Below are 26724 nucleotides of genomic sequence, written 5' to 3' on the forward strand. Positions count from 1 at the left end.
TCAGTGGATAGGGTGTTATGTCCGGAAAAGCGCAACAGCAGTCTCGTATCAAAGAGTTGATCACACTTGGTCGTGAGCAGGGCTACCTGACTTACGCGGAGGTCAACGACCACCTGCCGGAGGATATTTCAGATCCGGAACAGGTGGAAGACATCATCCGCATGATTAACGACATGGGGATCAACGTATTCGAGGTTGCGCCAGATAAGGATTCCCTTATGCTGGCCGACGCCGATACCGACGAAGCGGCGGCCGAAGAGGCAGCTGCTGCGTTGGCAGCGGTCGAGACCGACATTGGTCGCACTACCGACCCGGTGCGCATGTACATGCGCGAAATGGGAACAGTAGAGCTCCTCACACGTGAAGGCGAAATTGAAATCGCCAAACGTATTGAAGAGGGCATCCGTGAAGTGATGGGCGCTATCGCGCACTTCCCTGGCACGGTTGATCATATTCTCTCCGAGTACACCCGCGTTACCACCGAAGGTGGTCGCCTGTCTGACGTCCTGAGCGGTTATATCGACCCGGACGACGGCATTGCGCCGCCGGCAGCGGAAGTGCCGCCACCGGTCGACGCGAAAGCGGTGAAAGCGGATGACGACACCGACGACGATGAAGCCGAATCTTCCGATGACGAAGAAGAAGCCGAAAGCGGTCCGGATCCGGTCATCGCTGCACAGCGCTTTGGTGCTGTCGCCGATCAGATGGAAATCGCCCGCAAGGCGCTGAAAAAGCACGGTCGCAACAACAAGGCAACGATTGCCGAGCTATTGGCCTTGGCCGAGCTGTTCATGCCGATCAAACTGGTGCCGAAGCAATTCGAAGGCCTGGTCGAGCGTGTTCGCAGTGCCCTGGATCGCCTGCGTCAGCAAGAGCGCGCAATCATGCAGCTGTGCGTTCGTGATGCACGCATGCCGCGTGCCGACTTCCTGCGCCAGTTCCCGGGCAACGAAGTTGACGAAAGCTGGAGCGACGCTCTGGCCAAAGGCAAAAGCAAATACGCTGAAGCCATTGGTCGCTTGCAACCGGACATCGTCCGTTGCCAGCAGAAGCTGACCGCGCTGGAAACCGAGACCGGCTTGACGATCGCCGAGATCAAGGACATCAACCGTCGCATGTCGATCGGTGAGGCCAAGGCCCGCCGCGCGAAGAAAGAGATGGTTGAAGCGAACTTGCGTCTGGTGATCTCGATTGCCAAGAAGTACACCAACCGTGGCCTGCAATTCCTCGATTTGATCCAGGAAGGCAACATCGGTTTGATGAAAGCGGTAGACAAGTTTGAATACCGTCGCGGCTACAAATTCTCGACTTATGCCACCTGGTGGATCCGTCAGGCGATCACTCGCTCGATCGCCGACCAGGCCCGCACCATCCGTATTCCGGTGCACATGATCGAAACGATCAACAAGCTCAACCGTATTTCCCGCCAGATGTTGCAGGAAATGGGTCGCGAACCGACCCCGGAAGAGCTGGGCGAACGCATGGAAATGCCTGAGGACAAAATCCGCAAGGTATTGAAGATCGCTAAAGAGCCGATCTCCATGGAAACCCCGATCGGTGATGACGAAGACTCCCATCTGGGCGACTTCATCGAAGACTCGACCATGCAGTCGCCAATCGATGTTGCCACCGTTGAGAGCCTTAAAGAAGCGACTCGCGAAGTACTGTCCGGCCTCACTGCCCGTGAAGCCAAGGTATTGCGCATGCGTTTCGGTATCGACATGAATACCGACCACACCCTCGAGGAGGTTGGTAAGCAGTTCGACGTGACCCGTGAACGGATTCGTCAGATCGAAGCCAAGGCGCTGCGCAAGCTGCGCCACCCGACGAGAAGCGAGCATTTGCGCTCCTTCCTCGACGAGTAAACACAACCCCCCGGCCCAGGCCGGGGGTTTTGTTTTGTGCAGATAAATCCCCGCGCCTCCGCCTCCCGACCCATAGCCCGTCTACACTCGAAGCATTCCCCCGAGCCATAACGAGACCGTTATGCCCAGATTGCCGACCGTGCTTTTTTTGCTGTCGCTGATGACCTGGACCGCAACGGCTGGCGCGCTGACTCTCACAGACGAAGAACGTCGCTGGCTGACGGCTCATCCGGACTTGCGCCTGGGTGTCGATGCCTCATGGCCCCCGTTTGAGTTTCGCGACGATCAGGGTCGCTATCAGGGCTTGGCTGCCGACTATATCCAGGTGATACGCCAGCGATTGGCCGTAAAGCTCACACCCGTTGAACCCGTAAGTTGGTCCGTCGTCCTACAGCAAGCCAAACAGGGCAAGCTGGACCTGCTGCCCGGCATCATGTCGACGCCCGAACGCCAGGCTTTTCTGTCCTTTACCCGTCCTTACCTGGACTTTCCGATTGTCATCCTGGCCCATGCCGGAGGCCCGCAACCGCGCAAAATCGAAGATCTGTACGGGCTGAAAATCGCCGTCGTGGAGAACTACGCGCCCCACGAACTCTTGCGCACACACAATCCCGATCTCAACTTAGTGGCGATGCCCAACGTCAGCTCGGCGTTGCAGGCATTGGCGACCGATGAAGTAGACGCCGTTGTGGGGGATCTGGCCTCCAGCGTCTGGAGCCTGCGCCAGCTCAAGCTCGACGGGCTGTATGTCAGCGGTGAGACCCCTTACCGCTATCAGATGGCCATGGGCGTACCCCGCGACAACAAAACTCTGGTCGGCATTCTCGACAAAGTCCTGGCAGACATGAGCCCGGCGGAAATCAGCGCCATCCAGGAACGTTGGGTGGGCAACGTCCTCGATCATCGAACGTTCTGGAACGATCTGCTGATTTACGGCTTACCGGGGTTGCTGTTGTTGACCTTCGTGCTGGCGGCGGTCATTCGGATCAACCGTCGCTTGAGTTCGGAAATTGCCCGCCGGGTCGATCTGGAGCAAGAACTGCGCATTAGCGAATACCATTACCGCGGCCTGGTGGAGAGCCTGTCGGCTATCGCGTGGGAAGCGAAGATGGACGATTTCACCTACAGCTACGTGTCCCCCCATGCCAAAGAACTGCTGGGTTATCCCTTGGCCCATTGGCTGATCCCGGGCTTCTGGCGCAACATCATTCACCCCGCCGACCTGATCCGCGCCCAGACCTACTGCGACAACGAAGTACTGGCTGGACGTGACCACACCCTCGATTACCGGGTCATCACCGCTGACGGCCGTTGCTTGTGGGTGCGCGACATCGTCAGCCTGATCGAACACGGCCATGAGCCAGTGCTGCGCGGACTGATGATCGATATCAGCGACGCCAAACGCACCGAAGAAGCGCTGCGCCTGTCGGAGCAGAAATTCGCCTCGGTGTTCCAGCAATGCCCGGACATTCTGGTGATCGCGCGGCTTTCCGACGGCTGTCTTCTTGAAGTCAACGAAGCGTTTGAAGAACAGATTGGCCTCCGGGCCGAAGACGTCATCGGCCTCACCGCCACCGACCTCAACATCTGGGGTATTCCCGGCGTGGGGCCGGGCCTGTTGCAGCGGCTGCAGGCCGGCAGCATCCGCAACCTGGAAATGCCTTTCCGTCGCAACAATGGCCAAGTGTTTACCGGCCTGATCTCCGCCGAGCCGTTCGATCTCGACATGACGCCCGCGCTGGTGGTCGTGGTGCGTGACATCACTCAGCTCAAGGAAACCCAGCAACAGCTGCAAACGTCCGAAGAAAAATTCGCCAAGGCCTTCCACGCCTCGCCCGACGGTTTATTGCTGTCGCGGCAAAGCGATGGCCTGCTACTGGAGGTCAACGAGGGTTTCAGCCGCATCACCGGGTTCAACAGCGCCATGTCGGTGGATCGTTCGGCGCTGGATTTGGGGATCTGGGTCAACCTCAACGAACGCAAACAAATGCTCGACCTGTTGCATCGTGATGGCTTCGTCCGCGACTTCAGCTGCCACATCCGCCGCAGCGACGGGCAGATCCGGCTTTGCGAAGTGTCCAGCCGGCCGCTGCCGATCGGCGATGAAGACTGCATGTTGACCATCGCCCGGGACATCACCGAGCGGCACCTGATGCAGGAAAAACTGCAACAGGCCGCGACCGTATTCGAGAGCACCGCGGAAGGTGTATTAATCACCGACACCCAGCAGCACATCAGCGCGGTCAACCGGGCGTTCACTGAAATCACCGGCTACAGCGAAAGCGAGGCCTTGGGCCATACGCCGCGCCTGCTTGCCTCAGGCCTGCACGACAGCGCGTTCTACGCGGCCATGTGGCACCAACTGACCGCCGAGGGACACTGGCAAGGCGAGATTTCCAACCGGCGCAAAAACGGCGAACTCTATCCGAGCTGGTTAACCATCAGCTCCGTGCGTAACCGGGACAAATTAATCACTCACTTTGTCGCGGTGTTTGCCGACATTTCCAGCCTCAAGCACGCCCAGGCCAAACTCGACTACCAGGCACACCATGATCCGCTGACCGGCCTGCCCAACCGCACATTGTTTGAAAGCCGATTGCTGACCGCACTCAATAATCAGCAGGAAAATGGCGGCCAGGGCGCCGTGTTGTTTCTCGACCTTGACCGCTTCAAGCATATCAACGACAGCCTTGGCCATCCGGTCGGCGACTTGCTGCTCAAAGGCATCGCCATACGCCTCAAGGAGCAACTTCGTGATATCGATACCGTGGCGCGCCTGGGCGGGGACGAGTTCATCATCCTGCTGCCCGGCCTGCAACAACCCACCGATGCCGACAACATCGCCACCAAACTGCTCAACTGCTTCTCGGCGCCCTTCCAGGCCGGCGAGCATGAGTTTTTCATCAGCGCCAGCATCGGCACCAGCCTCTATCCGAAGGATGGCAGCGACGTCGCCACGCTGATCAAGAATGCGGACGCGGCGATGTATCGCTCCAAGGCCAAGGGCCGCAACCGCGTAGAAAGCTATACCCGCGACCTCACGGCCCAGGCCAGCGAGCGTGTGGCCCTGGAACACGAACTTCGCCGCGCCATCGAACGCAACGAACTGCACCTGTACTACCAACCAAAAATCAGCCTCGATGACTACCGCCTGGTCGGTGCCGAAGCCTTGATCCGCTGGCACCACCCGACCTTTGGTGACGTGCCGCGAGAGCACTTCATTCCGTTGGCCGAAGAAAACGGCATGATCCTGCAAATCGGCGACTGGGTCCTCGAAACCGCCTGCCGCCAGATACGCGAGTGGCACCAGCTGTACGAAGGCCTCGGTCCGCTCTCGGTCAACCTCGCCGGGGCTCAACTGCGTCAGCCGAACCTGCTGGGCCGAATCGAACAACTGCTCAAGGACAACGGCCTCAACCCCGGTATTCTGCAACTGGAAATTACCGAAAACTTCATCATGAGCCAGGCCGAAGAGGCCTTGGCCGTGCTGCATCAACTCAAACAATTGGGCGTCCAACTGGCCATCGACGACTTCGGAACAGGCTATTCCTCCCTGAGCTACCTCAAGCGCCTGCCGTTGGACATTCTCAAGATCGACCAGTCTTTCGTCCGCGGCCTGCCCGACGACCCACACGACGCGGCCATTGTGCGAGCCATAATCGCCCTCGGACGAAGCATGCAATTCACCGTCATCGCCGAAGGAGTCGAGACCCAGGCACAGCAACAATTCCTCGCCGCCGAAGGCTGCGAACAGATCCAGGGCTACATCGTCAGCCTGCCCCTGCCCCCCGAGGAATTTGCTGCGACGTTTCTTCGTACAAACGTAAAGGCTTTTTCGGATGGCACAGCCGTGAAACCGTCGCTATAATCCGCGACCTACTGAGGGCCTATAGCTCAGTTGGTTAGAGCAGAGGACTCATAATCCTTTGGTCCACGGTTCAAGTCCGTGTGGGCCCACCAAACAAGAAAGCCGCGCAATGCGCGGCTTTTTCGTGTCTGCCGTTTAGATTTGTTTACTTAAGGTTTCGCTTTATCGGATGACGCCTTAGGACCTTGTAGGCAAACTCCGAATCTGCTGTTTGGGCACTTTGCCGCCTTGTTGCGCTTTTCTTTGACGGGATAGTCTGCGGACGTCGCTGGCCATTCAGCGATCGGGCTTGGAAACCCGTCGGATCAAAAGCGCAGCAGTATCTACCACTACTCCAGTCGTTTTTTACGACTGCGAGGCTGTGTTATGGCAGCTGTGCGTGGGACGCTTTCGGGCGTGCCGGTTTCCTTGATCCCCGGTTTTCCAACCCGCGTACAGCTGCCACCCATTCGCTTGGAAACGAACGTGGCGGCTCCTTGGATTAAGGAGTTACATAATGAGCAAACCCATCTCGTCCGATCCTTCAGAACTCAAAACCGTCGGCTTCACCCCCTTTCTGTATCTCTCGGACCAACCACTATTCCACGTCTGCCGCGACGTCCCCATCGCCGACGCTCTGGCCCAAGCCTCCGACCTGCTGTTCCTCGCCAAGTCCCTCACCGTGGACGCCGCCTACGCTCAAAACTCCGACCGTCATGCCTGGGCCGCGCATTACCTGACGACGATGAGCAAAGCGGTGATTGATGATGTGGTGAAGGTGCTGACGCGCAAACCGGCGCAAACGAGAGCGCAGGCAGATCAGTAAAACAAACAGAGCCTGAAAATTCCCAAACAGGGACCGAGCGTTCCCTTTTTGGGACTGATTAGCGCCAGATGCTTCGGTTCTTCAGTTCAATCACATCATGAAGGCATGGCCTGCACGGCCAACCGCCGTTCCAGCATTGGCCCCGTCAGCATGCCCTGATACGTATCCGCCGGCCGTCCCCACTGCTCAACGAGCGTCATGCCGTCGACCAATGTCGCCGCCAATTCGGCAATCGTCTCGGCCTGATCTTCTATGATTTTTTGAGTCCGAAGCCACAGCCGATCTGTCATCTCTTTAAGCTCCGCCGCGATCCGCTCAACCGACGCAGGATCAGTGTCCGGGTAGACGATATTTCGCAGCAGATGCTGAAGCTCCCTGACCTTTGCGTAATCCTGCTCCGCGCCCTGCTCGCCTTTGAGGATGGCGGTGGCTTTGCGCTTGTCGACGCGTTTGGCGGCTGAGGGTTTTGAGGGCAGGGTTTGCGCCATAGCGCCAGCCAGGAGCACCATCATTCGGGCTTCCAGATGTTCCTTCATGGCTTCCATCGACGAAATGGGGCGCACCAGGGTAATGGTCGCCCCTCCGTAGTGGCGCAGATCCTTGGTCACCGTCAAGGTCACACCCCCCGTGGCAAAGCCCAGGGCGCGGGCCACGACGTAGTGGCCCATTTCGTGATGGGCGATTTGCAATGCACGCTCGCGTACTGCGGGAGGCAGCTTCCTCGTCATGTCCATCGCATCTGAACCTTCGTTCCAGCATTCGACTACGAGTAACTCTAGCGCCCCGCGCACTGTAGGAGCGAGCTTGCTCGCGATGAACTCAAGAACGACGCGTTTATTCTGCAAGTACGCGTTATCGTTAACGTCCATCGCGAGCAGGCTCGCTCCTACGGTAAAGCGTAAGCAATCACATAATCCCCACGATCCGTCGACTGACGCGCGCCGCCCACCGTCAGCAGGATGTACTGCTTGCCGGTTTTCGGTGAAACGTAGGTCATCGGCCCGGACTGGCTGCCCACTGGCAGGCGCGATTTCCAGATTTCGTTGCCGTTGCCGGTGTCGAAGGCGCGCAGGTAGAAGTCCTGGGTGCCGGCGAAGAACAGCAGGCCCGACTGGGTGGCGAGCGATGCGCCGAGGGTCGGCATGCCGATCGGAATTGGCAGGTGCATGCGGATGCCCATCGGGCCGGTGTCTTGCACGGTGCCGACCGGGACTTGCCACATCAGTTTGTGGGTCTTGAGGTCGATGGCCGACATGGTGCCGAACGGTGGTTTCTGGCACGGAATGCCAACTGCCGAGAGGAAGCGTTCGCGCATGGCGCCGAACGGCGTGCCTTCCTGCGGGGCCACGCCCATTTCGATACCGCTGGCCCCGGCGCCGATCTTGTCACGCGGGATCATGTAGTTGGCCAGGCCCAGGCGCATGTCGTTGACGAACATGTAGTTAGTGTTCGGATCAACCGAGACGCTGCCCCAGTTCATGCCGCCCAGCGAGCCCGGGAATTGCAGGGCGCGGTCCATGCCTGGCGGGGTGTAGACGCCTTCGTGGCGCATGCCTTTGAACTGGATGCGGCACATCAATTGGTCGAACGGTGTGGCGCCCCACATGTCGGACTCGGTCAGGGTTTTGTTGCCGATGGACGGCATGTCGACAGAGAACGGCTGGGTCGGCGAGTAGTGTTCGCCGGGCACATGGCCCTGCGGCACCGGACGCTCTTCAACCCGAGCGATCGGCACGCCGGTCTCACGGTTGAGCAGGAAGATCTCGCCTTGCTTGGTGACTTGCGCCAGCGCAGGCTGGGTGCCGCCCTTGTCGTCGGGCACGTCGTACAGCAGCGGTTGGGCAGGCAGGTCGAAATCCCACAGATCGTTGTGGGTGGTCTGGAAATGCCAGCGCACTTGGCCGGTTTTCACGTCGATGGCAACGACGGAGGAGTTCCACTTGTTGTCCATTTCGGTGCGCTGACCGCCGAAGAAATCCGGTGTGGCGTTACCGGTTGGCAGGTACACCAGACCGAGATTGGCGTCGTAGGACATGGCCGACCACACGTTCGGCGTACCACGGGTATACGTCTCACCGGCCGGAGGGCGTTTGGTGGTGTTCGGGTTACCCGGATCCCACGCCCAGACCAGTTCACCAGTGCGCACGTCGTAGGCACGCACCACGCCCGGCGGCTCGCCAGTGGAATAGTTATCGGCCACGCGGCCACCGACGATCACTACGTCACCCGCAACCAATGGGGTCGAGGTTTGCTGGTAGTAACCGGGCTTCACTTCGCCCATGTCAGTAGTCAGATCGACGGTGCCTTTATTGCCGAACTCTTCGCAGGGCTTGCCGGTTTCAGCGTTGATGGCGATCAGGCGCGCATCGCCGGTCGGCAGAAACAGACGTTTCGTACAGGCTGTAGGCTGATTGTCTGAAGACGCCGGGGTTTCGGAATAGCCCAGGCCACGGCAGCGCTGCCAGTTGGGCGCGGTGCCTTGCGGGTCGAACTTCCAGCGTTGGGTGCCGGTGTCGGCATCGAGGGCGAAGACTTTGCCGTAGGCGGTGCAGGTGTAGACCGTGTCACCGATTTGCAGCGGGGTGTTCTGGTCTTCGGCGCCAGCGCCGGTGCTCTGCGGAATGTCGCCGGTGCGGAAGGTCCACGCGACCTGCAACTTGTCGATGTTGCCCTTGTTGATCTGGTCCAGCGCGGCGAAGCGGTTGCCAGCGGTGGTGTTGCCCCAATGGGCCCAGTCTTTCTGTTCGGTGCCCGGAGCAACCGGCGTTACCGCAGGCACAGTGGCGTTTTTAACCACGTGGGTCGGCACGAACATGTAGGCCAAGGTCGCAACGACGCCAACACCCAGAATGCCCGCCAAGCCGTAAGCGCCACGCCCGCCGCTCGCGCCCGAAGCGCGGACCAGGGTCGGATAGATCAACGCCACCACCAGACCGATGACGGCAAACGTCAGCACCCGCGAGACCAGCGGCCAGTATTCAAAACCGGTGTCCCAAACAGCCCAGATCGCCGTGAGAATCAACGCGACACCGTACAGCCAGGCACCGAGCTGCCTACGCCGGGCAATCATCAGCCCGGACGCCAGCATCGCCAGGCCCATCAGCAGGAAATACCAGCTACCACCCAGCGCGATCAGGTAACCACCGCCACCGACCAGACCGAGCCCGATCAGTGCAATCAACACACCCAGCCCCGCCAGCACCCATTTGCTGCCGGCGGCAGCCCCAGAATTTTTCATGTCGGACATTTTCCCCATTTGTGACAAGGGCGGAATAATGTACTAGCTAGTTACTTATGGCAATTTGTCGCAGCTGGAAATGTCATGAACGGTACTGAGGCCAGATCAAGGATCCGTCGCGAGCGTCGTACAGAAACTGCCTGTAACATGCTTGCGCACTGATCCATGCCGCTGGAGATAACCCTTTGCCTGACACTCGCACACCCGTTCTCGATGAAATCGACCGCCAGTTGATTGCCGCCCTGCAGATCAACGCCCGCGAGAGCGTGGCCATGCTCGCCCGGCAATTGGGCATTGCCCGCACCACGGTGACTTCACGCCTGGCGCGCTTGGAAAAGGCCAAGGTAATCACTGGTTATGGTGTGCGTCTTGGACAGAGGGTGGTGGATGGCGGGTTGCAGGCATATGTGGGGATTACAGTGCAACCGCGTTCGGGCAAGGAGGTGTTGCGGCGGTTGAGTGCTATGGCGCAGGTGCAGCAGTTGTGTGCTGTGAGTGGCGAATTTGATTATGTGGCGTGGTTGCGCACCGATTCGCCGGAGCAGCTGGATCAGTTGCTGGATCAGATTGGCAGCGTGGATGGGGTGGAGAAGACCACGACGTCGATCATCTTGAGTAGCAAGATTGATCGGGGGCAGCCGGTTTAAGTTTTTCCGGTGGTTTTAGGTGCCTGACAGGCTAGCAAAGACCTGTAGGAGCTGGCTTGCCGGCGAAGGCGTCCGGATCTTCAATACAAAATTCCACGGCCTCTTCGCTGGCAAGCCAGCTCCTACAGTGGTCAGTGTGCGCAGTAACATTGTCAGAATGACCTGATAAATGGCAAAACGACGACACTTTGCGTCTTATTAACGTGTTCTGTGCTCTCTAGAATGGCTGGCATCTTTTCCTATACTCAGATGCGCATTCCGCGTCGGGTCGCCAGCAAGGTCAGCCATGAACAAGAACAATCGCCATCCTGCAGACGGTAAGAAACCAATCACCATTTTCGGCCCCGACTTTCCTTTCGCCTTCGACGACTGGATCGAACACCCGGCCGGTTTGGGCAGCATTCCCGAGCACAATCACGGTGCCGAAGTGGCGATTGTCGGTGGCGGGATCGCCGGTCTGGTGGCGGCGTATGAGCTGATGAAACTGGGCCTGAAACCGGTCGTCTACGAAGCCTCGAAAATGGGCGGCCGTCTTCGCTCTCAGGCGTTCAATGGCGCCGAAGGCATTGTTGCCGAACTGGGCGGGATGCGTTTCCCGGTATCGTCCACCGCGTTCTATCACTACGTCGACAAACTGGGTCTGGAAACCAAGCCTTTCCCTAACCCGCTGACGCCCGCGTCGGGCAGCACGGTGATCGACCTCGAAGGCCAGACCCATTACGCACAGAAGCTGTCGGATCTTCCTGCGCTGTTCCAGGAAGTGGCTGACGCCTGGGCTGATGCGCTAGAAGCCGGTTCGCAGTTTGCCGATATCCAGCAAGCCATTCGCGACCGCGATGTGCCACGCCTGAAAGAGCTGTGGAACACCCTGGTGCCGCTGTGGGACGACCGCACCTTCTACGATTTCGTCGCCACCTCCAAAGCGTTCGCCAAGCTCTCGTTCCATCACCGCGAAGTGTTCGGCCAGGTCGGTTTCGGTACCGGCGGCTGGGACTCGGACTTCCCGAACTCGATGCTGGAAATTTTCCGCGTGGTGATGACCAACTGCGACGATCACCAGCACCTGGTGGTCGGTGGCGTGGAACAGGTTCCGCAGGGCATCTGGCGTCATGTGCCGGAACGTTGCGCGCATTGGCCAGCGGGCACCAGCCTCAGCTCGTTGCACAACGGCGCACCACGCACTGGCGTGAAGAAGATTTCCCACGCGCCGGGTGGCCGTTTCGCCGTCACCGACAACTGGGGCGACACCCGCGAATACGCCGCCGTGCTGACCACCTGCCAGAGCTGGTTGCTGACCACCCAGATCGAATGCGACGAAACCCTGTTTTCGCAAAAGATGTGGATGGCTTTGGACCGCACTCGCTACATGCAGTCGTCGAAGACTTTCGTGATGGTCGACCGCCCGTTCTGGAAGGATAAAGATCCAGAAACCGGCCGCGACCTGATGAGCATGACCCTCACCGATCGCCTGACCCGTGGCACCTATCTGTTCGACAACGGCGACGACAAACCCGGCGTGATTTGCCTGTCGTACTCGTGGATGAGCGACGCGCTGAAAATGCTGCCGCAGCCGGTGGAAAAACGCGTGAAGCTGGCGCTGGATGCGTTGAAGAAGATCTACCCGAAAGTCGACATCGCCGCGCGCATCATCGGCGACCCGATCACCGTTTCGTGGGAAGCCGACCCGCATTTCCTCGGCGCGTTCAAAGGCGCCCTGCCCGGCCACTACCGCTACAACCAGCGCATGTACGCGCACTTCATGCAGGACGACATGCCAGCCGAGCAGCGCGGGATCTTCATCGCCGGTGACGACGTTTCGTGGACACCGGCCTGGGTTGAGGGCGCGGTACAGACGTCGCTCAACGCGGTGTGGGGCATCATGAAACATTTCGGCGGTGCAACTCACGCCGAGAATCCGGGTCCAGGAGATGTGTTCAACGAGATCGGACCGATCGCCCTGCCCGAGTAAGAGGAATCCGAAATGCGCGTAGCCCTTTACCAATGTCCACCGCTGCCGCTGGATGTCGCCGGCAACCTGCACCGCTTGCAGCAGCTTGTGCTGGAGGCAAAAGGCGCCGATCTGTTGGTGCTGCCGGAAATGTTCCTGACCGGCTACAACATCGGCGTCGATGCCGTCAGCGTGCTGGCGCAGGTGCACAACGGTGAATCGGCGCAGCAGATTGCGCGTATTGCAAAGGCTGCCGGGATCGCCATTTTGTATGGCTACCCCGAGCGCACCGAGGACGGGCAGATCTACAACGCCGTGCAGCTGATAGACGCTAATGGCGAGCGCGTCTGCAACTACCGCAAGACCCATCTGTTCGGCGATCTGGATCACTCGATGTTCAGCGCCGGTTCCGACGATTTTCCCATCGTTGAACTCAATGGCTGGAAGCTCGGCTTCCTGATCTGCTACGACCTGGAATTTCCGGAGAACGCCCGACGTCTGGCCCTGGCCGGTGCAGAGCTGATTCTGGTGCCGACCGCGAACATGATTCCGTTCGATTTCGTCGCCGATGTCACCGTGCGCGCCCGCGCCTTCGAAAACCAATGCTATGTGGCCTACGCCAACTACTGCGGTACAGAAGGCGACATCCACTACTGCGGCCAGAGCAGCATCGCTGCGCCGGATGGCAGCCGCATTGCCCAGGCCGGATTGGATGAGGCACTGATCGTCGCAGAGCTGAATCGACAGCTGATGATCGATTCCCGTGCCGCCAATCGCTACCTGATTGATCGTCGTCCCGAGCTTTACGGCGACCTGAACAAGCGCTAGCCCACCGTAATCCGCTAGCATTGGCACTTCACTGTTCTGGAAGTGCCCATGCCCGCGCTGAATCCCCCTCGCCCCCACACTGAAACCCTGGCCAATGGCTTGCGGGTGACGCTGCGTCATGCACCGAACTTGAAGCGCTGCGCGGCAGCGTTGCGCGTTGCTGCGGGCAGCCATGACGTGCCACTGGCCTGGCCCGGTCTGGCGCACTTTCTCGAGCATCTGCTGTTTTTGGGGACTGAGCGTTTTCCTGCGGGACAAGGGCTGATGGCTTACGTCCAGAGTCATGGTGGACAAGTGAATGCGCGGACCAGCGAACGCACCACCGACTACTTTTTCGAATTGCCACCTCAAGCATTCGTTGATGGGCTGGAGCGTCTGTCAGACATGCTCGCCCATCCGCGTATGAATCCGGACGATCAAATGCGGGAGCGGGAAGTGCTGCACGCGGAATATGTCGCGTGGTCGCAAGATCCGACAGCTCAGCAGCAGTTTGCTCTCTTCAACGGACTTTCACAGGCTCATCCACTGCGAGGCTTTCACGCTGGCAATCGCGACAGCCTGCCTGTTGCGCAACCCGAGTTTCAGCAAGCCTTGCAGGATTTTTACCAGCGCTACTATCAGACCGGGCAGATGACCTTGAGCCTGGCGGGACCGCAGAGTCTCGATGAATTGAGGGAGATGGCCAACGCGTTTGGCAGAGTCATTGCCAAGGGCGAAGTTGTAGCACAACAAGCCCCAACTCCCCTGATGGAAACGTCGGATAGAAGTTATCAACAGGCCGGCGAGCGGCGATTGGATTTACTGTTCACGCTCGAAGCGCTACCCGAGTCGTCTGCCGAAGCGCTGGCGTTTCTGTGCCATTGGCTCAACACCGAGAAACCGGGCAGTTTGCTGGCGGATTTACACGAACGCGGGCTAGCTCTAAAACTCAAGGCCACCCCGCTGTACCAGTTCGCCGGGCAAGCCGTGCTGCACATCGAATTCACCTTGCCCGCCAATGCGCCGGTAACCGGAATTCCTGAACGACTCATGGATTGGCTGAGCTTCTTCGCCGGGCAAAACTGGAGCGGGGTACGCGAAGAATACGCGGCGTTGCTTGAGCGTCAGCAACAGGTCAGCAGTGCGCTGCAATTGGCCCGTCTGGACAGCGAACAACGCGAATTCGGGTTAACCGAGCACGGCGTTACAGCCCTCAAATCAATCCTTGAACAAATTGGCGCTGTGGATAACTTCAGCGGCCCTTGGCAATTGCCGGCACCCAATCCTTTTTTGCGCGCCGAAGCACCGGCATCGAACGCCGGACTGATTCGCGGCCAGACCAGTGCCCACCGTGGCCTGCGCACCTTTGCCCAGGATCGCTCGCGCAGTCGTCGCGAACGCTCACCGATGCAGTTCAGTCAGGCACTACCGGACAACGGTGCGGAAGGTGCGATTTATCTGCGCTGGCGTCTGGACTCGACACCCGGCAGCACCCTTCAATCACGATTGGAAAATGACCTGCAACCGTTGCGCGAAGACGCACGTCAGGCCGGTGTGGATTTTTCCTTCAGCGCTTCGGGAAATGAATGGCTGCTGAAAATGACCGGGCTACAGGAGCCGATGCCCATCGTCCTGGAGCATGCGCTGAAAGAGCTGACAACGCCTGTTGCGGGGTTCTCACAGGAAGAACCGGCGAGCGCCGCACAGATGCCGATTCGACAACTGCTCAAGGCGTTGCCCGACCACTGTCTAGAACCCACTGCGCACTCGGATGACGTCCAGCAGCTCTGGTCGAGTGCTCGCTGGGATGGTCTGGCCGTGGGGTTATCCGCTCAGACTCAAGCGGGCATGGGGCTGGCTTTGAGTCGAGTACCCGGCACGTCTGATCATCAACCGGCGTTGCCGACTTCGATCCGTTCGCGGCGGGTGTGGAGCACTGTCGACACCGGCTCCAGCGAACACGCACTGCTGCTGTTCTGCCCGACAGCGACTGACGAAATGTCCGACGAAGCTGCCTGGCGTTTACTCGCTCACCTCTGCCAGACACCGTTTTACCAACGGCTGCGGGTGGAGTTGCAACTGGGTTATGCGGTGTTCAGCGCCCTGCGCCAGATTCATGGGCAAACCGGGCTGCTGTTCGGCGTGCAATCGCCAAGCGTTGCGCCAACGGAGCTGCTGCAACACATCGAGCATTTTCTGGGCGGGTTACCGGAACGGATCACTGCCATCGACGACCCTGTTTTGATCGCTCAGCGCCAGGTGCTCGCCGAACAGTTTTCGAGCACCGTGTTGCCCACCGCCCAGGCCGCCGACCTACTCTGGCAGGGCAAACTGGCCGGCCGCTCGTCGGATTACCTGACACAACTGCCCGAAGCAATCCTGCAGATCGACCGCGCTGAATTGCTCGCAGCAGCACAGCGATTGAATCAGGCCGAAGGCGGCTGGCTGTGCCTTGCCAACTGCGCGAAACCAGGCGCTCCTTGGCAAGCGACAAAATGATCATTACCGGGGCGGTAAGGAGCTTTCTCAAAGATTCACGGGCAATCCCTTTGAAATTTTGAGTAACATAGCAGCCTAACTATTTGGAACATCTCTCACTTGAGGTGGACTATACCTATAGATAGCGCTGTCCCACCCTACTTGAAGGAGCTCGATTTATGGCCTGGACCAAACCGGCTTACACCGATCTGCGTATCGGCTTTGAAGTCACCATGTACTTCGCAAGCCGCTAATCTCTGCCTTGGCAGATGAGCAGCACAACGCCTCGGTTATCCGAGGCGTTTTATTTTCAGCGTTGAAATGATGGAGCGCCCATGTTTGTCCAGATTCTAGGTTCCGCTGCCGGCGGCGGTTTTCCACAGTGGAACTGCAACTGCGTGAACTGCGCAGGTTTTCGCGACGGCAGCCTGCGGGCCAAGGCGCGGACGCAATCGTCCATCGCGATCTCCGATGACGGCGTGAACTGGGTGCTGTGCAACACGTCCCCGGACATCCGCGCACAACTCCAGGACTTCGCCCCGATGCAACCGGGCCGCGCCCTGCGTGATACCGGGATCAGCGCAATCATCCTGATGGACAGCCAAATCGATCACACCACCGGCCTGCTCATGCTGCGCGAGGGTTGCCCGCACCAAGTGTGGTGCACCGACATGGTCCACGAAGACTTGAGCACCGGTTTCCCGCTGTTCACCATGCTGACTCACTGGAATGGCGGGTTGAACTGGAACCGCATTGAGCTCGACCAGAGCTTCAGCGTGCCGGCCTGCCCGAACCTGCGTTTCACCCCATTGCCTCTGCGTAGCGCCGCACCGCCCTACTCGCCCCATCGCTTCGACCCGCATCCTGGCGACAACATCGGCCTGATCGTCGAAGACCTCGGCACCGGAGGCAAACTGTTCTATGCGCCGGGACTGGGCAAGGTGGATGCGGCGCTGCTGGACATCATGGCCGACAGCGATTGCCTGCTGGTGGATGGAACGTTGTGGGACGACGATGAAATGCAGCGTCGCGGCGTCGGTACCCGCACCGGTCGCGAGATGGGCCACCTGGCGCAGAACGGCCCCGGCGGTATGCTCGAAGTCTTTGAGCAACTGCCCGAGTCGCGCAAGGTGCTTATCCACATCAACAACACCAACCCCATTCTTGATGAGGATTCACCGGAGCGTGCGGAGCTGGATCGGCGCAATGTTGAAGTGGCTTATGACGGCATGAGTATTGTGCTGTAGCGAATGGTCCCATCGCTGGCAAGCCAGCTCCTACAGGGGAATGTAGGAGCTGGCTTGCCGGCGATGAGGCCAGCTCAGACGATGAAGAATCCACCGGTCCTACCCGGAGAACCGCAATGACTGACACCCCAATGTCCCCCGCCGAATTCGAAGCGGCCCTGCGCGCCAAGGGCGCCTACTACCACATCCATCACCCGTATCACGTGGCGATGTACGAAGGCCGGGCGAGCCGTGAGCAGATCCAGGGCTGGGTCGCCAACCGCTTTTACTATCAGGTGAACATCCCCCTGAAGGACGCGGCGATCCTCGCCAACTGTCCGGACCGCGAGATCCGGCGCGAGTGGATTCAGCGCCTGCTCGACCATGACGGAGCCCCCGGTGAAGACGGCGGCATCGAAGCGTGGTTGCGATTGGGTCAAGCCGTTGGTCTCGACCCGGACCAATTGCGCTCCCAGGAACTGGTACTGCCCGGCGTACGCTTCGCCGTCGACGCTTACGTCAATTTCGCCCGTCGGGCCCGTTGGCAGGAAGCCGCCAGCAGCTCGCTGACGGAACTGTTCGCCCCGCAAATTCATCAGTCGCGCCTGGACAGCTGGCCGCAGCATTACCCGTGGATCGACCCGGCCGGCTACGAGTATTTCCGCACCCGCCTGGGCCAGGCGCGGCGCGATGTCGAGCACGGTCTGGCGATCACGCTTGAGCACTACAAAACCCGCGAAGGCCAGGAGCGCATGCTGGAAATTCTCCAGTTCAAACTGGACATTCTTTGGAGCATGCTCGACGCCATGAGCATGGCCTACGAACTGAAACGCCCGCCGTATCACAGCGTGACCGGGGAACGGGTCTGGCACAAAGGAATCACCTTATGAGTTTCGATCGCAGCAAGACCCCGACCTGGCGTCCCGGCTACCGCTTCCAGTACGAACCGGCGCAAAAAGGCCATGTGCTGCTGTACCCGGAAGGCATGATTAAACTCAATGACAGCGCCGCATTGATTGGCGGTTTGATCGATGGCGAACGCGACGTCGCAGCGATCATCGCCGAACTCGACCAGCAGTTCCCCGGCGTGCTCGAACTCGGTGAGGACATCGAGCAGTTCATGGAGGTTGCCCGTGCGCAGCACTGGATCGAACTTGCCTGATTCATCGGTGCAAGTACCGCCCAAACCGGAAATCGGCCTGCCGCTTTGGTTGCTCGCCGAGCTGACCTATCGCTGCCCGCTGCAATGCCCGTACTGCTCCAATCCGCTGGATTTCGCCGAGCAAGGCAAGGAGCTCAGCACCGAACAGTGGATCAAGGTATTCCGCGAAGCGCGGGAGATGGGCGCGGCGCAACTGGGTTTTTCCGGTGGCGAGCCGCTGGTGCGCCAAGACCTCGCCGAGCTGATCGCTGAAGCCCGAAAGCTGGGTTTCTACACCAACCTGATCACCTCCGGCATCGGCCTGACCGAACAGAAAATCAGCGACTTCAAAAAAGCCGGGCTTGATCACATCCAGATCAGTTTCCAGGCCAGCGACGAGCAGGTGAACAACCTGCTGGCCGGCTCAAAAAAAGCCTTCGCGCAGAAACTGGAAATGGCCCGGGCGGTAAAAGCCCACGGCTACCCGATGGTGCTGAACTTCGTCACCCATCGGCACAACATCGACAAGATCGACCGCATCATCGAGCTGTGCATCGCCCTTGAAGCGGACTTCGTCGAACTCGCCACTTGCCAGTTTTACGGTTGGGCGCAGCTCAATCGCGTCGGGCTATTGCCGACCAAAGAACAACTGGTGCGGGCCGAGCGCATCACCAACGAGTACCGCGCCAAGCTCGAAGCCGAAGGGCATCCGTGCAAGTTGATTTTCGTTACACCGGACTACTATGAAGAACGCCCGAAAGCCTGCATGAATGGCTGGGGCAGTATTTTTCTGACCGTCACACCGGACGGAACCGCACTGCCCTGTCACGGTGCCCGACAGATGCCGGTGCAGTTTCCCAACGTGCGCGACCACAGCATGCAGCACATCTGGTATGACTCGTTCGGCTTCAACCGCTTCCGTGGTTACGACTGGATGCCCGAGCCTTGCCGCTCGTGCGACGAGAAAGAAAAAGACTTCGGCGGCTGCCGTTGTCAGGCCTTCATGCTCACCGGCGATGCGAGCAACGCCGACCCGGTATGCAGCAAATCCGAACATCACGGCGTGATCCTCAAAGCCCGCGAAGAAGCCGAGCACGCCACCCAGACCATCGAACAACTGGCCTTTCGCAATGAACGAAACTCACGCCTCATCGCCAAAAGCTGAGCCTATCAGCGCTGCCAAAGCTGTCGCCGCCGGCATCGATTTTGCCGAACTGCAGGTCGGCCCACAGGGCCTGTTCTGGAACGAGTATCGCCCCGCAGACGCCGCGTGCCGGATCTGGCATTGGCGTAACGGCGTGGCGAAATGTCTGACGCCGCCAGGGTTCAGCGTGCGTAGCCGGGTTTACGAATATGGCGGTGGTGCGTTTTGTCTGACGGACGATGGGATCGTTTTCGTCAACGAGGCTGACCAGCAGTTGTATCGTCAGTCGATACAGGGCGAAACGCCCGAAGTGCTTACGTCTGGCGTATGTCGCTACGGTGATCTGCAGTTCGCCGACGGCCAGGTGCTGGCGGTTGAGGAAAACCGTAATGAGCACCGTTTGGTGGCCATTGATCTGGTCGACGGCACGCGGCATTTGTTGGCCGAAGGCGCTGACTTCTACGCCGCCCCGACCCTCAGTCCAGACGCGCGTCGTCTGGCCTGGATCGAATGGAGTCGCCCCGATCAACCCTGGACCGCGACCCGTTTGATGATTTCCGAACGCCAGAACGACGGTGGCTTTGGCCCGGCCCGATGCGTGGCCGGAGACACCCTTCAGGAGTCCCTGCAGCAACCGAGATTTGATCACTCCGGCCGTTTGTTTTGCCTGACCGATCGTGGCGGTTACTGGCAACCGTGGGTGGCATCTGAAAATGGCCTGAGCCCTCTGCCAAGTGCCGCCGCCGACCATGGCCCCGCGCCTTGGCAACTCGGTGGATGTACTTGGTTGCCGCTGGGCGAAGCTAACTATCTGGCGAGTTGGACCGAAGAGGGTTTCGGCCGACTGGGTCTTCGCGGTGCCACGTGCGAAGACTTCACCGGGGACTACAGCCGCTTCCGCCATCTCGCGCTGGATGAACAATTCATCTACTGCATTGCCGCTTCGCCGCTCAGTTCAACCGCCGTGATCGCAATCGATCGCCAGTCCCGGCAAGTAAAGGTACTGGCCGGCGGCGTTGCGCCGCTGCCCGCCGAGCAGATCAGCCAGCCACAAACACTGCGTTATCCAAGCGGTTCCGGTGAGGCACACGGTTTCTTCTATCCGGCGATGGCTGGCCAGGCGAAACCGCCATTGGTGGTGTTCATCCACGGCGGCCCGACGTCGGCGTGCTACCCGATGCTCGATCCGCGCATTCAGTACTGGGCGCAACGCGGCTTCGCCGTGGCCGACCTCAACTATCGCGGCAGCAGCGGCTATGGCCGGGCTTACCGCCAGGCATTGCATTTGAGTTGGGGAGCGGTCGATGTCGAAGATGCGTGTGCTGTGGTCAGCCATCTCGCCGAACGCGGATTGATTGACGGCAATAAAGCGTTCATTCGAGGAGGCAGCGCGGGCGGGTACACCACGCTGTGTGCTCTGGCTTTCCACAACGTATTCCGGGCCGGGGCGAGCCTTTATGGGGTCAGCGACCCGGTCGCGCTGGGCCGTGCGACCCACAAGTTCGAGGGTGACTACCTGGATTGGCTGATCGGCGATCCAGAGCAGGACGCCGAGCGCTACGCCGCACGAACGCCGTTACTGCACGCAGGCAACATCCGCGTACCGGTGATTTTCTTTCAAGGGGAACTGGATGCCGTGGTTGTGCCACAGCAGACCCGCGACATGGTCGAGGCCCTGCAGGACAACGGCGTTCCGGTCGAAGCGCACTACTACGCCGACGAACGCCATGGCTTTCGCAAGGCCGGCAATCAGGCCCATGCGCTGGAACAGGAGTGGCTGTTTTATCGGCGGATGATGGACTCAGCGGGCTGAAGCCCACGCTCACTGCCGACACGGTGGCGCCTCAATCGCGAGCAGGCTCGCTCCCACAATTAATCGCGTTCCTTTGGGAGAACTCGATCGAGTGTGGGAGTGACGGTGCGGCAATACGACCTGCTCGCGAAGGCAATCTACCTGCCGACACTCGACTCAACGCTTGGCGATGATGTACACCGCATGCACGATCCCCGGAATGTAGCCGCACAGCGTCAGCAGAATATTCAGCCAGAACGCCCCGCCAAATCCTACTTGCAGAAACACGCCCAGCGGCGGTAACAGAATGGCGATGATGATGCGAATGAAGTCCATGGGGCAGCTCCTGATTGGGGGTGGGTTCGTTCACACCCTACAGCTAATCGACCTGTGCCGCTTGTCAGGGTTCAGCACGATTGCTCAGGCCAGTATCTCCAGACCGTGTTTCTGCACGATGCTCAGCAACTTCAACGCCATGCCACTGGGGCGCTTATCCCCAGCCTCCCATTGCTTGACGGTCGAAGCGCTGGTGTTCAAGTAGCGTGCAAACACCGGCTGACTGACATTGTTGCGCTCGCGCAATGCCTTGATCTCCTGCGCCGGGATCGCATCCGGTACCGTTGCAAGGCAAGACTCATCGAACTCACGCATGGTTGCCTTGCTGATTGCGCCGATGGCGTACAAGGCACTGGCGGACTCGTGGATTGATTCAAATACTTCACTCTTAAATTTCTTACTCATTAGGTATCTCCACAAACTCCTTGGTATTGAGCAAGTACTCCACTTGCACTTCTGTCAGACCCTCGTAGGTTTTTGCCATTTTTCGAAATCCGATCAGTTCGGCCTGACTAATATTGCTCTGATCTCTCTTCGCATACAGGAACTGATAAATCCAGTATCCACTTCCCTTAGCCAGGACAATCGAGCGATGGCGGTTGGCATTCAAACGCTTCTTCCAGACTCCGCCGCCTAAATTGTCAGCCTGACCATTGAGCATTTCGGTGAACGCTTCCCGAAGCTCATCATCACCAATCCACGCTTTCGCGGCTTGCGTTGCAAAACGCTTTGTCTTGAACAACCTGGGTGACATTGGCATCCCTTCCACAAAACATACCACTCAGTGGTATAGATATCAAAGCCAACGCAGCAACCAAACAGTTACGTTGGCACCGGCACTCCTTGCCGATTCCCTCTAAAAAACCAGTGATCTGCCCTTCGCACAAGCGCCGAAATGCTTTTGGCAAAACCCGGCCACAAAAAAACGCCCCACGCCAAAAGAATCAGGCGTGGGGCGTGCGTTATACCGCGAGACGGTTCTGGAATTTGTGTAGGGCAGGTCTGATCAGACGGCAATCCCTTTGCGGCACTGCAATTGCGCGGTGCGTACGCGGGAGAAGGCGCGAGCCAGGCGCAGGAGCATTTCGTCGATGTTGGCGTTGCTCACATTCAGCGCGGGGGTAAAGCGCAAGCAGTCGGGTTGCGGGGCATTGAGTAGCAGGCCTTCATACAGTGCGGCCTTGACTACGGCATCAGCCGAGTCGTCAGACAGTGTCAGCCCCCAGAGCAGCCCCTGACCGCGCAGTTCGCCATGGCCGTAGCGGTGGGACAAACGCCCTAATCCTTCGCGCAAGTGTTGACCGGTCTCTGCGACGTGTTTGAGCAAGCCTTTGTCTTGCACGGCGTCAAGCACCGTTAGGCCCACTGACGCCATCAATGCATTGCCATGATGATGAGTGGCGGTCATCTCGCCCGTTTCGAAACAGCACACCTTTTCCCGCGCCAGCAACGCAGCCAATGGCACGCCACCGCCCAATCCTTCGCCGAGCACGACGATATCCGCCTTGACGCCGTAGGACTGTTCGGCAAGTAAAGTGCCGCAGCGACCGACACCGGATTGCACTTCGTCGAGGATCAACAGAATGCCGAGCTCTCGACAGAGCCGCTCGACGCCTTTGAGGTAATACGCGGCGGCGGGAATGACGCCAGCATCGCTCTGGACCGGTTCGAGCATAATTGCCACGGTTCGCTCATCCACCGCCGCGTGCAATGCAGGAAGGTCATTGAACGGGACATGGCTGACCGACGCCGCAGTCGTCGCCAGACCAAATCCACGACAATCATTGCTGGCCACGATAATTCTCGAAGCACCACCGCGATGTGTTTGACCCCATTTACGCGCCAGTTCGATCGCCGCCTCGCCGGCTTCGCTGCCTGAATTGAACAAGCAGGCGTGATCACTGCCGGTGCTGACACACAGTCGTTCGGTGAGATTGCGCATGCCGCGGTTATGCAGATCGAAACCGGGATTGATCAACGATTGCGCTTGAGCGGCGATAGCATTGACCAGTACCGATGGGCTATGTCCGAGCGTGTTGGCGCCGCACCCTTGGGAAAAATCCAGGTAAGCGCGGTCATCGCTGTCCCATAACCATGAACCCTGGCCCCGGACAAAAACCTGCGGCGGCCGTTCGCGTTTGGATGGCAGGGGCGCGTGCATCGCCAGATCATCAAGGCTGGGGATGTGCCGACGCAGTTTGAACAGATTCATCTGAGAAAACCTCGCTGGAGGTTTTTTGCCTTACCTATGCAAATACCATCGAAACACACCGTATCCATTTCGCTTTCTGGCCCTGTAAGCCCTGTGAATACGGTTAGACTAGGCTCAGACAAGGCGTTGAGCCATTTCGATTTCCGAGCATTTTTGATAAGTGTTACTTATGGATTTCAAACAACTGCGTTATTTCGTCGCGGTCTACGAAGAGGGTCATGTGGGCCGGGCCGCCGAGCGGCTTTCAATCTCACAACCGGCGCTGTCCCAACAGATCCGTCACCTCGAACAGAACCTCGACGTGAGCCTGTTCGAGCGCAGCAGCAAACGCCTGTTGCCAACCCTCGCCGCCCACACGCTGTACAACCACGCGCAGCCTTTGCTCGATGGCCTGCAACGGGCGCGTGAAGCGCTGGGTAACTTCAAGGGACAAGCGCTGCGCACCTTGGCGATTGGCGTATTGCAGACGGTCCACACCAGTCTTGTGCCGCAGATGCTTGAACGAGTGCGCAAGGCGCAGCCACACCTCGTAGTTCAGATCTATGAGCTGACCGGGCTGGAGATCGAACGCCGCCTGCTCAATGGCTCGCTGGACATCGGCATCAGCTACCTGCCGCCGCGTCAGCCGGGCCTGCATGGCGTGATGCTGTACGAAGATGAACTGACCCTTGTCATCCCCGCCGACCATCCGCTGCGCGAATTCAAGAAGGTCTCCATGAGCCAGGCCGCCGAATTGCCCATGTTGCTGCTCGGGGAAGAGTTCCAGATACGCCAGATCTGGCAGGCGCAATTGGCGAGCCTGGGACGACGCCCACAGGTACAAGCCGAATTGAACAACATGGCCGGGATACTCGACAGCCTGCCGCACACGCGATTGGCGACGGTGCTGCCAGGACGTTCGCAAAAGACCCATGGCAATCAAGAACTGCTCTGGAAACCCCTGAGCGAGCCACGCGTGCCATTGAAAGTCGGATTGGTGTGTCGGGATGTGCAACGCCAACAGGCTTCGTTGAGCTTGTTGCGCACGTTGCTGGAAGAAGTGATAAACGGCCCGCACGAGCGCTTGAACAGCCCGCAAGTCATGGACGGATTGGACTGAGCACTTTTCTGCAGGCAAAAGAAAACCCCGCCGAAGCGGGGCTTTGCAGACTGTTTCCCTGACATCCATTTCGCTCCACCGTCCTGGCGGAATCCTACGTGTCCGTGTTGTTGCTTTTGCGCTTCCTGCGCTACGTCCATGAGAAGTAGATTAGCTGTGGATCCAATTTGCTTCTATGGGAGAACAGCAGCACGCCATGTAAGCGAATGCTTACATGGCGTTGCGTTGTCAGAACTGTTTGGCGTCCAGCAGGAACAGTGACTCGCTCCCCGACTTGACCGAAGCGCTCAGCGAGTGAATCCGCGGCAGCAGACGGGCGAAGTAAAACCGCGCGGTGCCCAGTTTGCTTGCGTAGAAATCATCCTGCGCTTCCTTGCCGAACGCGGCTTTGGCCATCAGCGCCCACATGTAAGCGTAAGCAACGTAGCCAAACGCTTGCAGATACTCGACCGACGCCGCGCCGATTTCGTTCGGGTTGGCTTTTGCACGGTCCAGCAACCAGGCGGTCAATTCGTCGAGGGTGGTCACCGCGTCGTTCAATGGCTTGGTGAACTCAACCAGATCGGCGCTGGCAGTGGCCGTGAAATGGCGAATCTCGTCAGCGAACAGGTTATAGAACGCGCCGCCGCTACCCACGATTTTGCGCCCGACCAGGTCCAGCGCCTGAATACCGTTGGTGCCTTCGTAGATTTGGGTGATGCGCACATCACGAACCAGTTGCTCCTGGCCCCACTCACGAATGTAACCATGACCGCCGAAAACCTGTTGGCCGTGCACGGTGGTTTCCAGGCCGAGGTCGGTCAGGAACGCTTTGGCCACCGGGGTCAGCAAAGCCACCAGATCTTCGGCGCGTTTGCGGGTGGTCGCGTCTTCGCTGAACTTGGCGGTGTCCAGTTGCATGGCCACGTAAGTGGAAAACGCACGACCGCCTTCGTTCGAGGCTTTCATGGTCAGCAGCATGCGACGCACGTCCGGGTGGACGATGATCGGGTCAGCCACTTTGTCCTTGTTCTGCGCGCCGGTTGGCGAACGGCTTTGCAGGCGATCACGGGCGTATTCAACAGCGTTCTGGTACGAGCGCTCGCCAGTGGCAAGGCCCTGGATACCGACGCCCAGACGCTCGTAGTTCATCATGGTGAACATCGCCGCCAGGCCTTTGTTTGGCTCGCCGACCAGGTAACCCACGGCTTCATCGAAGTTCATCACGCAGGTCGCGGAGGCCTGGATGCCCATCTTGTGTTCAATCGAACCGCAGTTGGCCGGGTTGCGTGCGCCCAGGCTGCCATCGGCATTGACCATGAACTTCGGCACCAGGAACAGCGAAATGCCTTTCGGACCCGCCGGTGCGTCCGGCAGTTTGGCCAGCACTAGGTGAATGATGTTTTCGGTCAGGTCGTGTTCGCCACCGGTGATGAATATCTTGGTGCCGCTGACCTTGTAGGAACCGTCGGCCTGAGGCTCAGCCTTGGTGCGGATGATCCCCAGGTCGGTACCGGCATGCGGCTCGGTCAGGCACATCGAGCCAGCCCAGACGCCGGCGTACATGTTCGGCAGGTACGCCGCCTTCAGCTCTTCGCTGGCGTGAGCATTGATCGACAGGCAAGCGCCGGCCGTCAGCATCGGGTACAGACCGAACGACAGGCTCGCGGAGTTGACCATTTCTTCGACCTGGGCCGAAACGGCTTTGGGCATGCCCATGCCGCCGTAAGCCGGATCACCCCCCACACCAACCCAGCCGCCTTCAGCGTAAGTCTGATAAGCCTGTGGGAAACCTGCCGGCGTGGTGACGGCACCGTCCGCCCAATGGCAACCTTCTTCGTCAGCCGCACGGCTCAATGGCGCAATGCTTTTGCTGGTGACCTTGCCCGCTTCTTCCAGGATCGCCTCGACGGTTTCTGCATCGATGGTCTCGGCCAGCGCAGGCAGTTCGGCCCAGAGTTTGGCGACCTCGAAAACTTCATTGAGGACGAAGCGCATATCGCGCAGGGGCGCTTTGTAGTCAGCCATGGCAAACCTCGCAAGATCTATACAGGTGATTCGTAGGAAGATGATTTTCGTTGGGTCGGAGTGTACCCCAACAACTTTTGCGACACATAGGGTCAGCCTGTGACGTTTTTG

21 protein-coding genes and 1 tRNA gene are annotated in these 26724 nt (G+C 59.3%); 15 read left to right on the forward strand and 7 right to left on the reverse strand.

The features are described 5' to 3' along the window. The first annotated feature begins 17 nt into the window (after positions 1 to 17). From rpoD to CKW19_RS23830, 4 genes are all read left to right on the forward strand, one after another. Positions 18 to 1865, forward strand: a complete 1848-nt coding sequence (gene rpoD, locus CKW19_RS23815; protein WP_095060349.1) for an RNA polymerase sigma factor RpoD — start codon at positions 18 to 20, stop codon at positions 1863 to 1865. 121 nt (positions 1866 to 1986) lie between these two features. After that, the gene (locus CKW19_RS23820; RefSeq protein WP_095060351.1) at positions 1987 to 5733 is read left to right on the forward strand and encodes a bifunctional diguanylate cyclase/phosphodiesterase; all 3747 of its coding nucleotides are present in this window, start codon (positions 1987 to 1989) and stop codon (positions 5731 to 5733) included. A gap of 15 nt (positions 5734 to 5748) precedes the next feature. Continuing rightward, a tRNA-Ile gene (locus tag CKW19_RS23825) sits at positions 5749 to 5825 on the forward strand. A gap of 404 nt (positions 5826 to 6229) precedes the next feature. Then, on the forward strand, positions 6230 to 6538 hold the full coding sequence (locus CKW19_RS23830) for a DUF3077 domain-containing protein (RefSeq protein WP_095060354.1): 309 nt from the start codon (positions 6230 to 6232) through the stop codon (positions 6536 to 6538). Positions 6539 to 6633: 95 nt separating this feature from the next. On the opposite strand, the gene CKW19_RS23835 is transcribed toward CKW19_RS23830, so the two are convergent. Together CKW19_RS23835 and CKW19_RS23840 are read right to left on the reverse strand one after the other, a co-directional pair. Beyond that, complete coding sequence (locus tag CKW19_RS23835; RefSeq protein ID WP_095060404.1) at positions 6634 to 7266, reverse strand: peptidase M41; 633 nt, start codon at positions 7264 to 7266, stop codon at positions 6634 to 6636. 158 nt (positions 7267 to 7424) lie between these two features. Beyond that, entirely contained in the window at positions 7425 to 9776 is a 2352-nt protein-coding gene (locus CKW19_RS23840) for a glucose/quinate/shikimate family membrane-bound PQQ-dependent dehydrogenase (RefSeq protein ID WP_095060356.1), read from the reverse strand. A gap of 185 nt (positions 9777 to 9961) precedes the next feature. Here CKW19_RS23840 and CKW19_RS23845 point away from each other — a divergent pair, with 185 nt between their 5' ends. From CKW19_RS23845 to CKW19_RS23890, 10 genes are all read left to right on the forward strand, one after another. After that, on the forward strand, positions 9962 to 10423 hold the full coding sequence (locus CKW19_RS23845) for an Lrp/AsnC family transcriptional regulator (protein ID WP_046039454.1): 462 nt from the start codon (positions 9962 to 9964) through the stop codon (positions 10421 to 10423). 286 nt (positions 10424 to 10709) lie between these two features. Then, positions 10710 to 12392, forward strand: a complete 1683-nt coding sequence (locus tag CKW19_RS23850; RefSeq protein WP_095060358.1) for an NAD(P)/FAD-dependent oxidoreductase — start codon at positions 10710 to 10712, stop codon at positions 12390 to 12392. A 12-nt stretch (positions 12393 to 12404) separates the two neighbouring features. Then, positions 12405 to 13199, forward strand: a complete 795-nt coding sequence (locus CKW19_RS23855) for a carbon-nitrogen hydrolase family protein (protein WP_095060360.1) — start codon at positions 12405 to 12407, stop codon at positions 13197 to 13199. A 48-nt stretch (positions 13200 to 13247) separates the two neighbouring features. Next, positions 13248 to 15677: a pyrroloquinoline quinone biosynthesis protein PqqF gene (gene pqqF / locus CKW19_RS23860; RefSeq protein WP_095060361.1), complete on the forward strand. Its 2430-nt coding sequence runs from the start codon at positions 13248 to 13250 to the stop codon at positions 15675 to 15677. Between the two features lie 158 nt (positions 15678 to 15835). Next, complete coding sequence (pqqA, locus tag CKW19_RS23865) at positions 15836 to 15910, forward strand: pyrroloquinoline quinone precursor peptide PqqA (RefSeq protein WP_003444522.1); 75 nt, start codon at positions 15836 to 15838, stop codon at positions 15908 to 15910. An 81-nt stretch (positions 15911 to 15991) separates the two neighbouring features. Continuing rightward, on the forward strand, positions 15992 to 16903 hold the full coding sequence (gene pqqB, locus CKW19_RS23870) for a pyrroloquinoline quinone biosynthesis protein PqqB (protein ID WP_095060362.1): 912 nt from the start codon (positions 15992 to 15994) through the stop codon (positions 16901 to 16903). A 116-nt stretch (positions 16904 to 17019) separates the two neighbouring features. Next, positions 17020 to 17772, forward strand: a complete 753-nt coding sequence (gene pqqC / locus CKW19_RS23875) for a pyrroloquinoline-quinone synthase PqqC (RefSeq protein WP_095060363.1) — start codon at positions 17020 to 17022, stop codon at positions 17770 to 17772. Next, positions 17769 to 18044, forward strand: coding sequence for a pyrroloquinoline quinone biosynthesis peptide chaperone PqqD (gene pqqD / locus CKW19_RS23880; RefSeq protein ID WP_095060365.1), 276 nt, complete (start codon positions 17769 to 17771; stop codon positions 18042 to 18044). Before pqqC ends, pqqD begins: the two co-directional genes overlap by 4 nt. Positions 18045 to 18051: 7 nt before the next feature. After that, on the forward strand, positions 18052 to 19188 hold the full coding sequence (gene pqqE, locus CKW19_RS23885) for a pyrroloquinoline quinone biosynthesis protein PqqE (protein ID WP_371856309.1): 1137 nt from the start codon (positions 18052 to 18054) through the stop codon (positions 19186 to 19188). Next, a complete protein-coding gene (locus CKW19_RS23890; RefSeq protein WP_095060369.1) occupies positions 19154 to 20980 on the forward strand; it encodes a S9 family peptidase in 1827 nt (608 codons plus the stop codon). Before pqqE ends, CKW19_RS23890 begins: the two co-directional genes overlap by 35 nt. Before the next feature lie 156 nt (positions 20981 to 21136). Here CKW19_RS23890 and CKW19_RS23895 read toward each other — a convergent pair whose 3' ends face one another. From CKW19_RS23895 to CKW19_RS23910, 4 genes are all read right to left on the reverse strand, one after another. Next, the gene (locus CKW19_RS23895; RefSeq protein WP_003228885.1) at positions 21137 to 21295 is read right to left on the reverse strand and encodes a YqaE/Pmp3 family membrane protein; all 159 of its coding nucleotides are present in this window, start codon (positions 21293 to 21295) and stop codon (positions 21137 to 21139) included. Between the two features lie 84 nt (positions 21296 to 21379). Further along, entirely contained in the window at positions 21380 to 21700 is a 321-nt protein-coding gene (locus CKW19_RS23900) for a DNA-binding transcriptional regulator (protein WP_095060370.1), read from the reverse strand. Continuing rightward, the gene (locus CKW19_RS23905; protein ID WP_095060371.1) at positions 21693 to 22049 is read right to left on the reverse strand and encodes a type II toxin-antitoxin system RelE/ParE family toxin; all 357 of its coding nucleotides are present in this window, start codon (positions 22047 to 22049) and stop codon (positions 21693 to 21695) included. The genes CKW19_RS23900 and CKW19_RS23905 overlap by 8 nt, the downstream gene beginning before the upstream one ends. Positions 22050 to 22301: 252 nt before the next feature. Next, the gene (locus CKW19_RS23910) at positions 22302 to 23507 is read right to left on the reverse strand and encodes an aspartate aminotransferase family protein (RefSeq protein WP_095060372.1); all 1206 of its coding nucleotides are present in this window, start codon (positions 23505 to 23507) and stop codon (positions 22302 to 22304) included. A 169-nt stretch (positions 23508 to 23676) separates the two neighbouring features. On the opposite strand from CKW19_RS23910, the gene CKW19_RS23915 reads away from it, so the two are divergent. Continuing rightward, the gene (locus CKW19_RS23915; protein WP_095060373.1) at positions 23677 to 24606 is read left to right on the forward strand and encodes a LysR family transcriptional regulator; all 930 of its coding nucleotides are present in this window, start codon (positions 23677 to 23679) and stop codon (positions 24604 to 24606) included. Between the two features lie 228 nt (positions 24607 to 24834). Here the strand turns inward: CKW19_RS23915 and CKW19_RS23920 are convergent, their stop codons facing one another. Next, entirely contained in the window at positions 24835 to 26613 is a 1779-nt protein-coding gene (locus tag CKW19_RS23920) for an acyl-CoA dehydrogenase C-terminal domain-containing protein (protein WP_095060374.1), read from the reverse strand. Between the last annotated feature and the right edge of the window lie 111 nt (positions 26614 to 26724).

It is taken from the genome of Pseudomonas sp. Irchel s3f7, from assembly GCF_900187615.1.
Lineage (GTDB): Bacteria > Pseudomonadota > Gammaproteobacteria > Pseudomonadales > Pseudomonadaceae > Aquipseudomonas.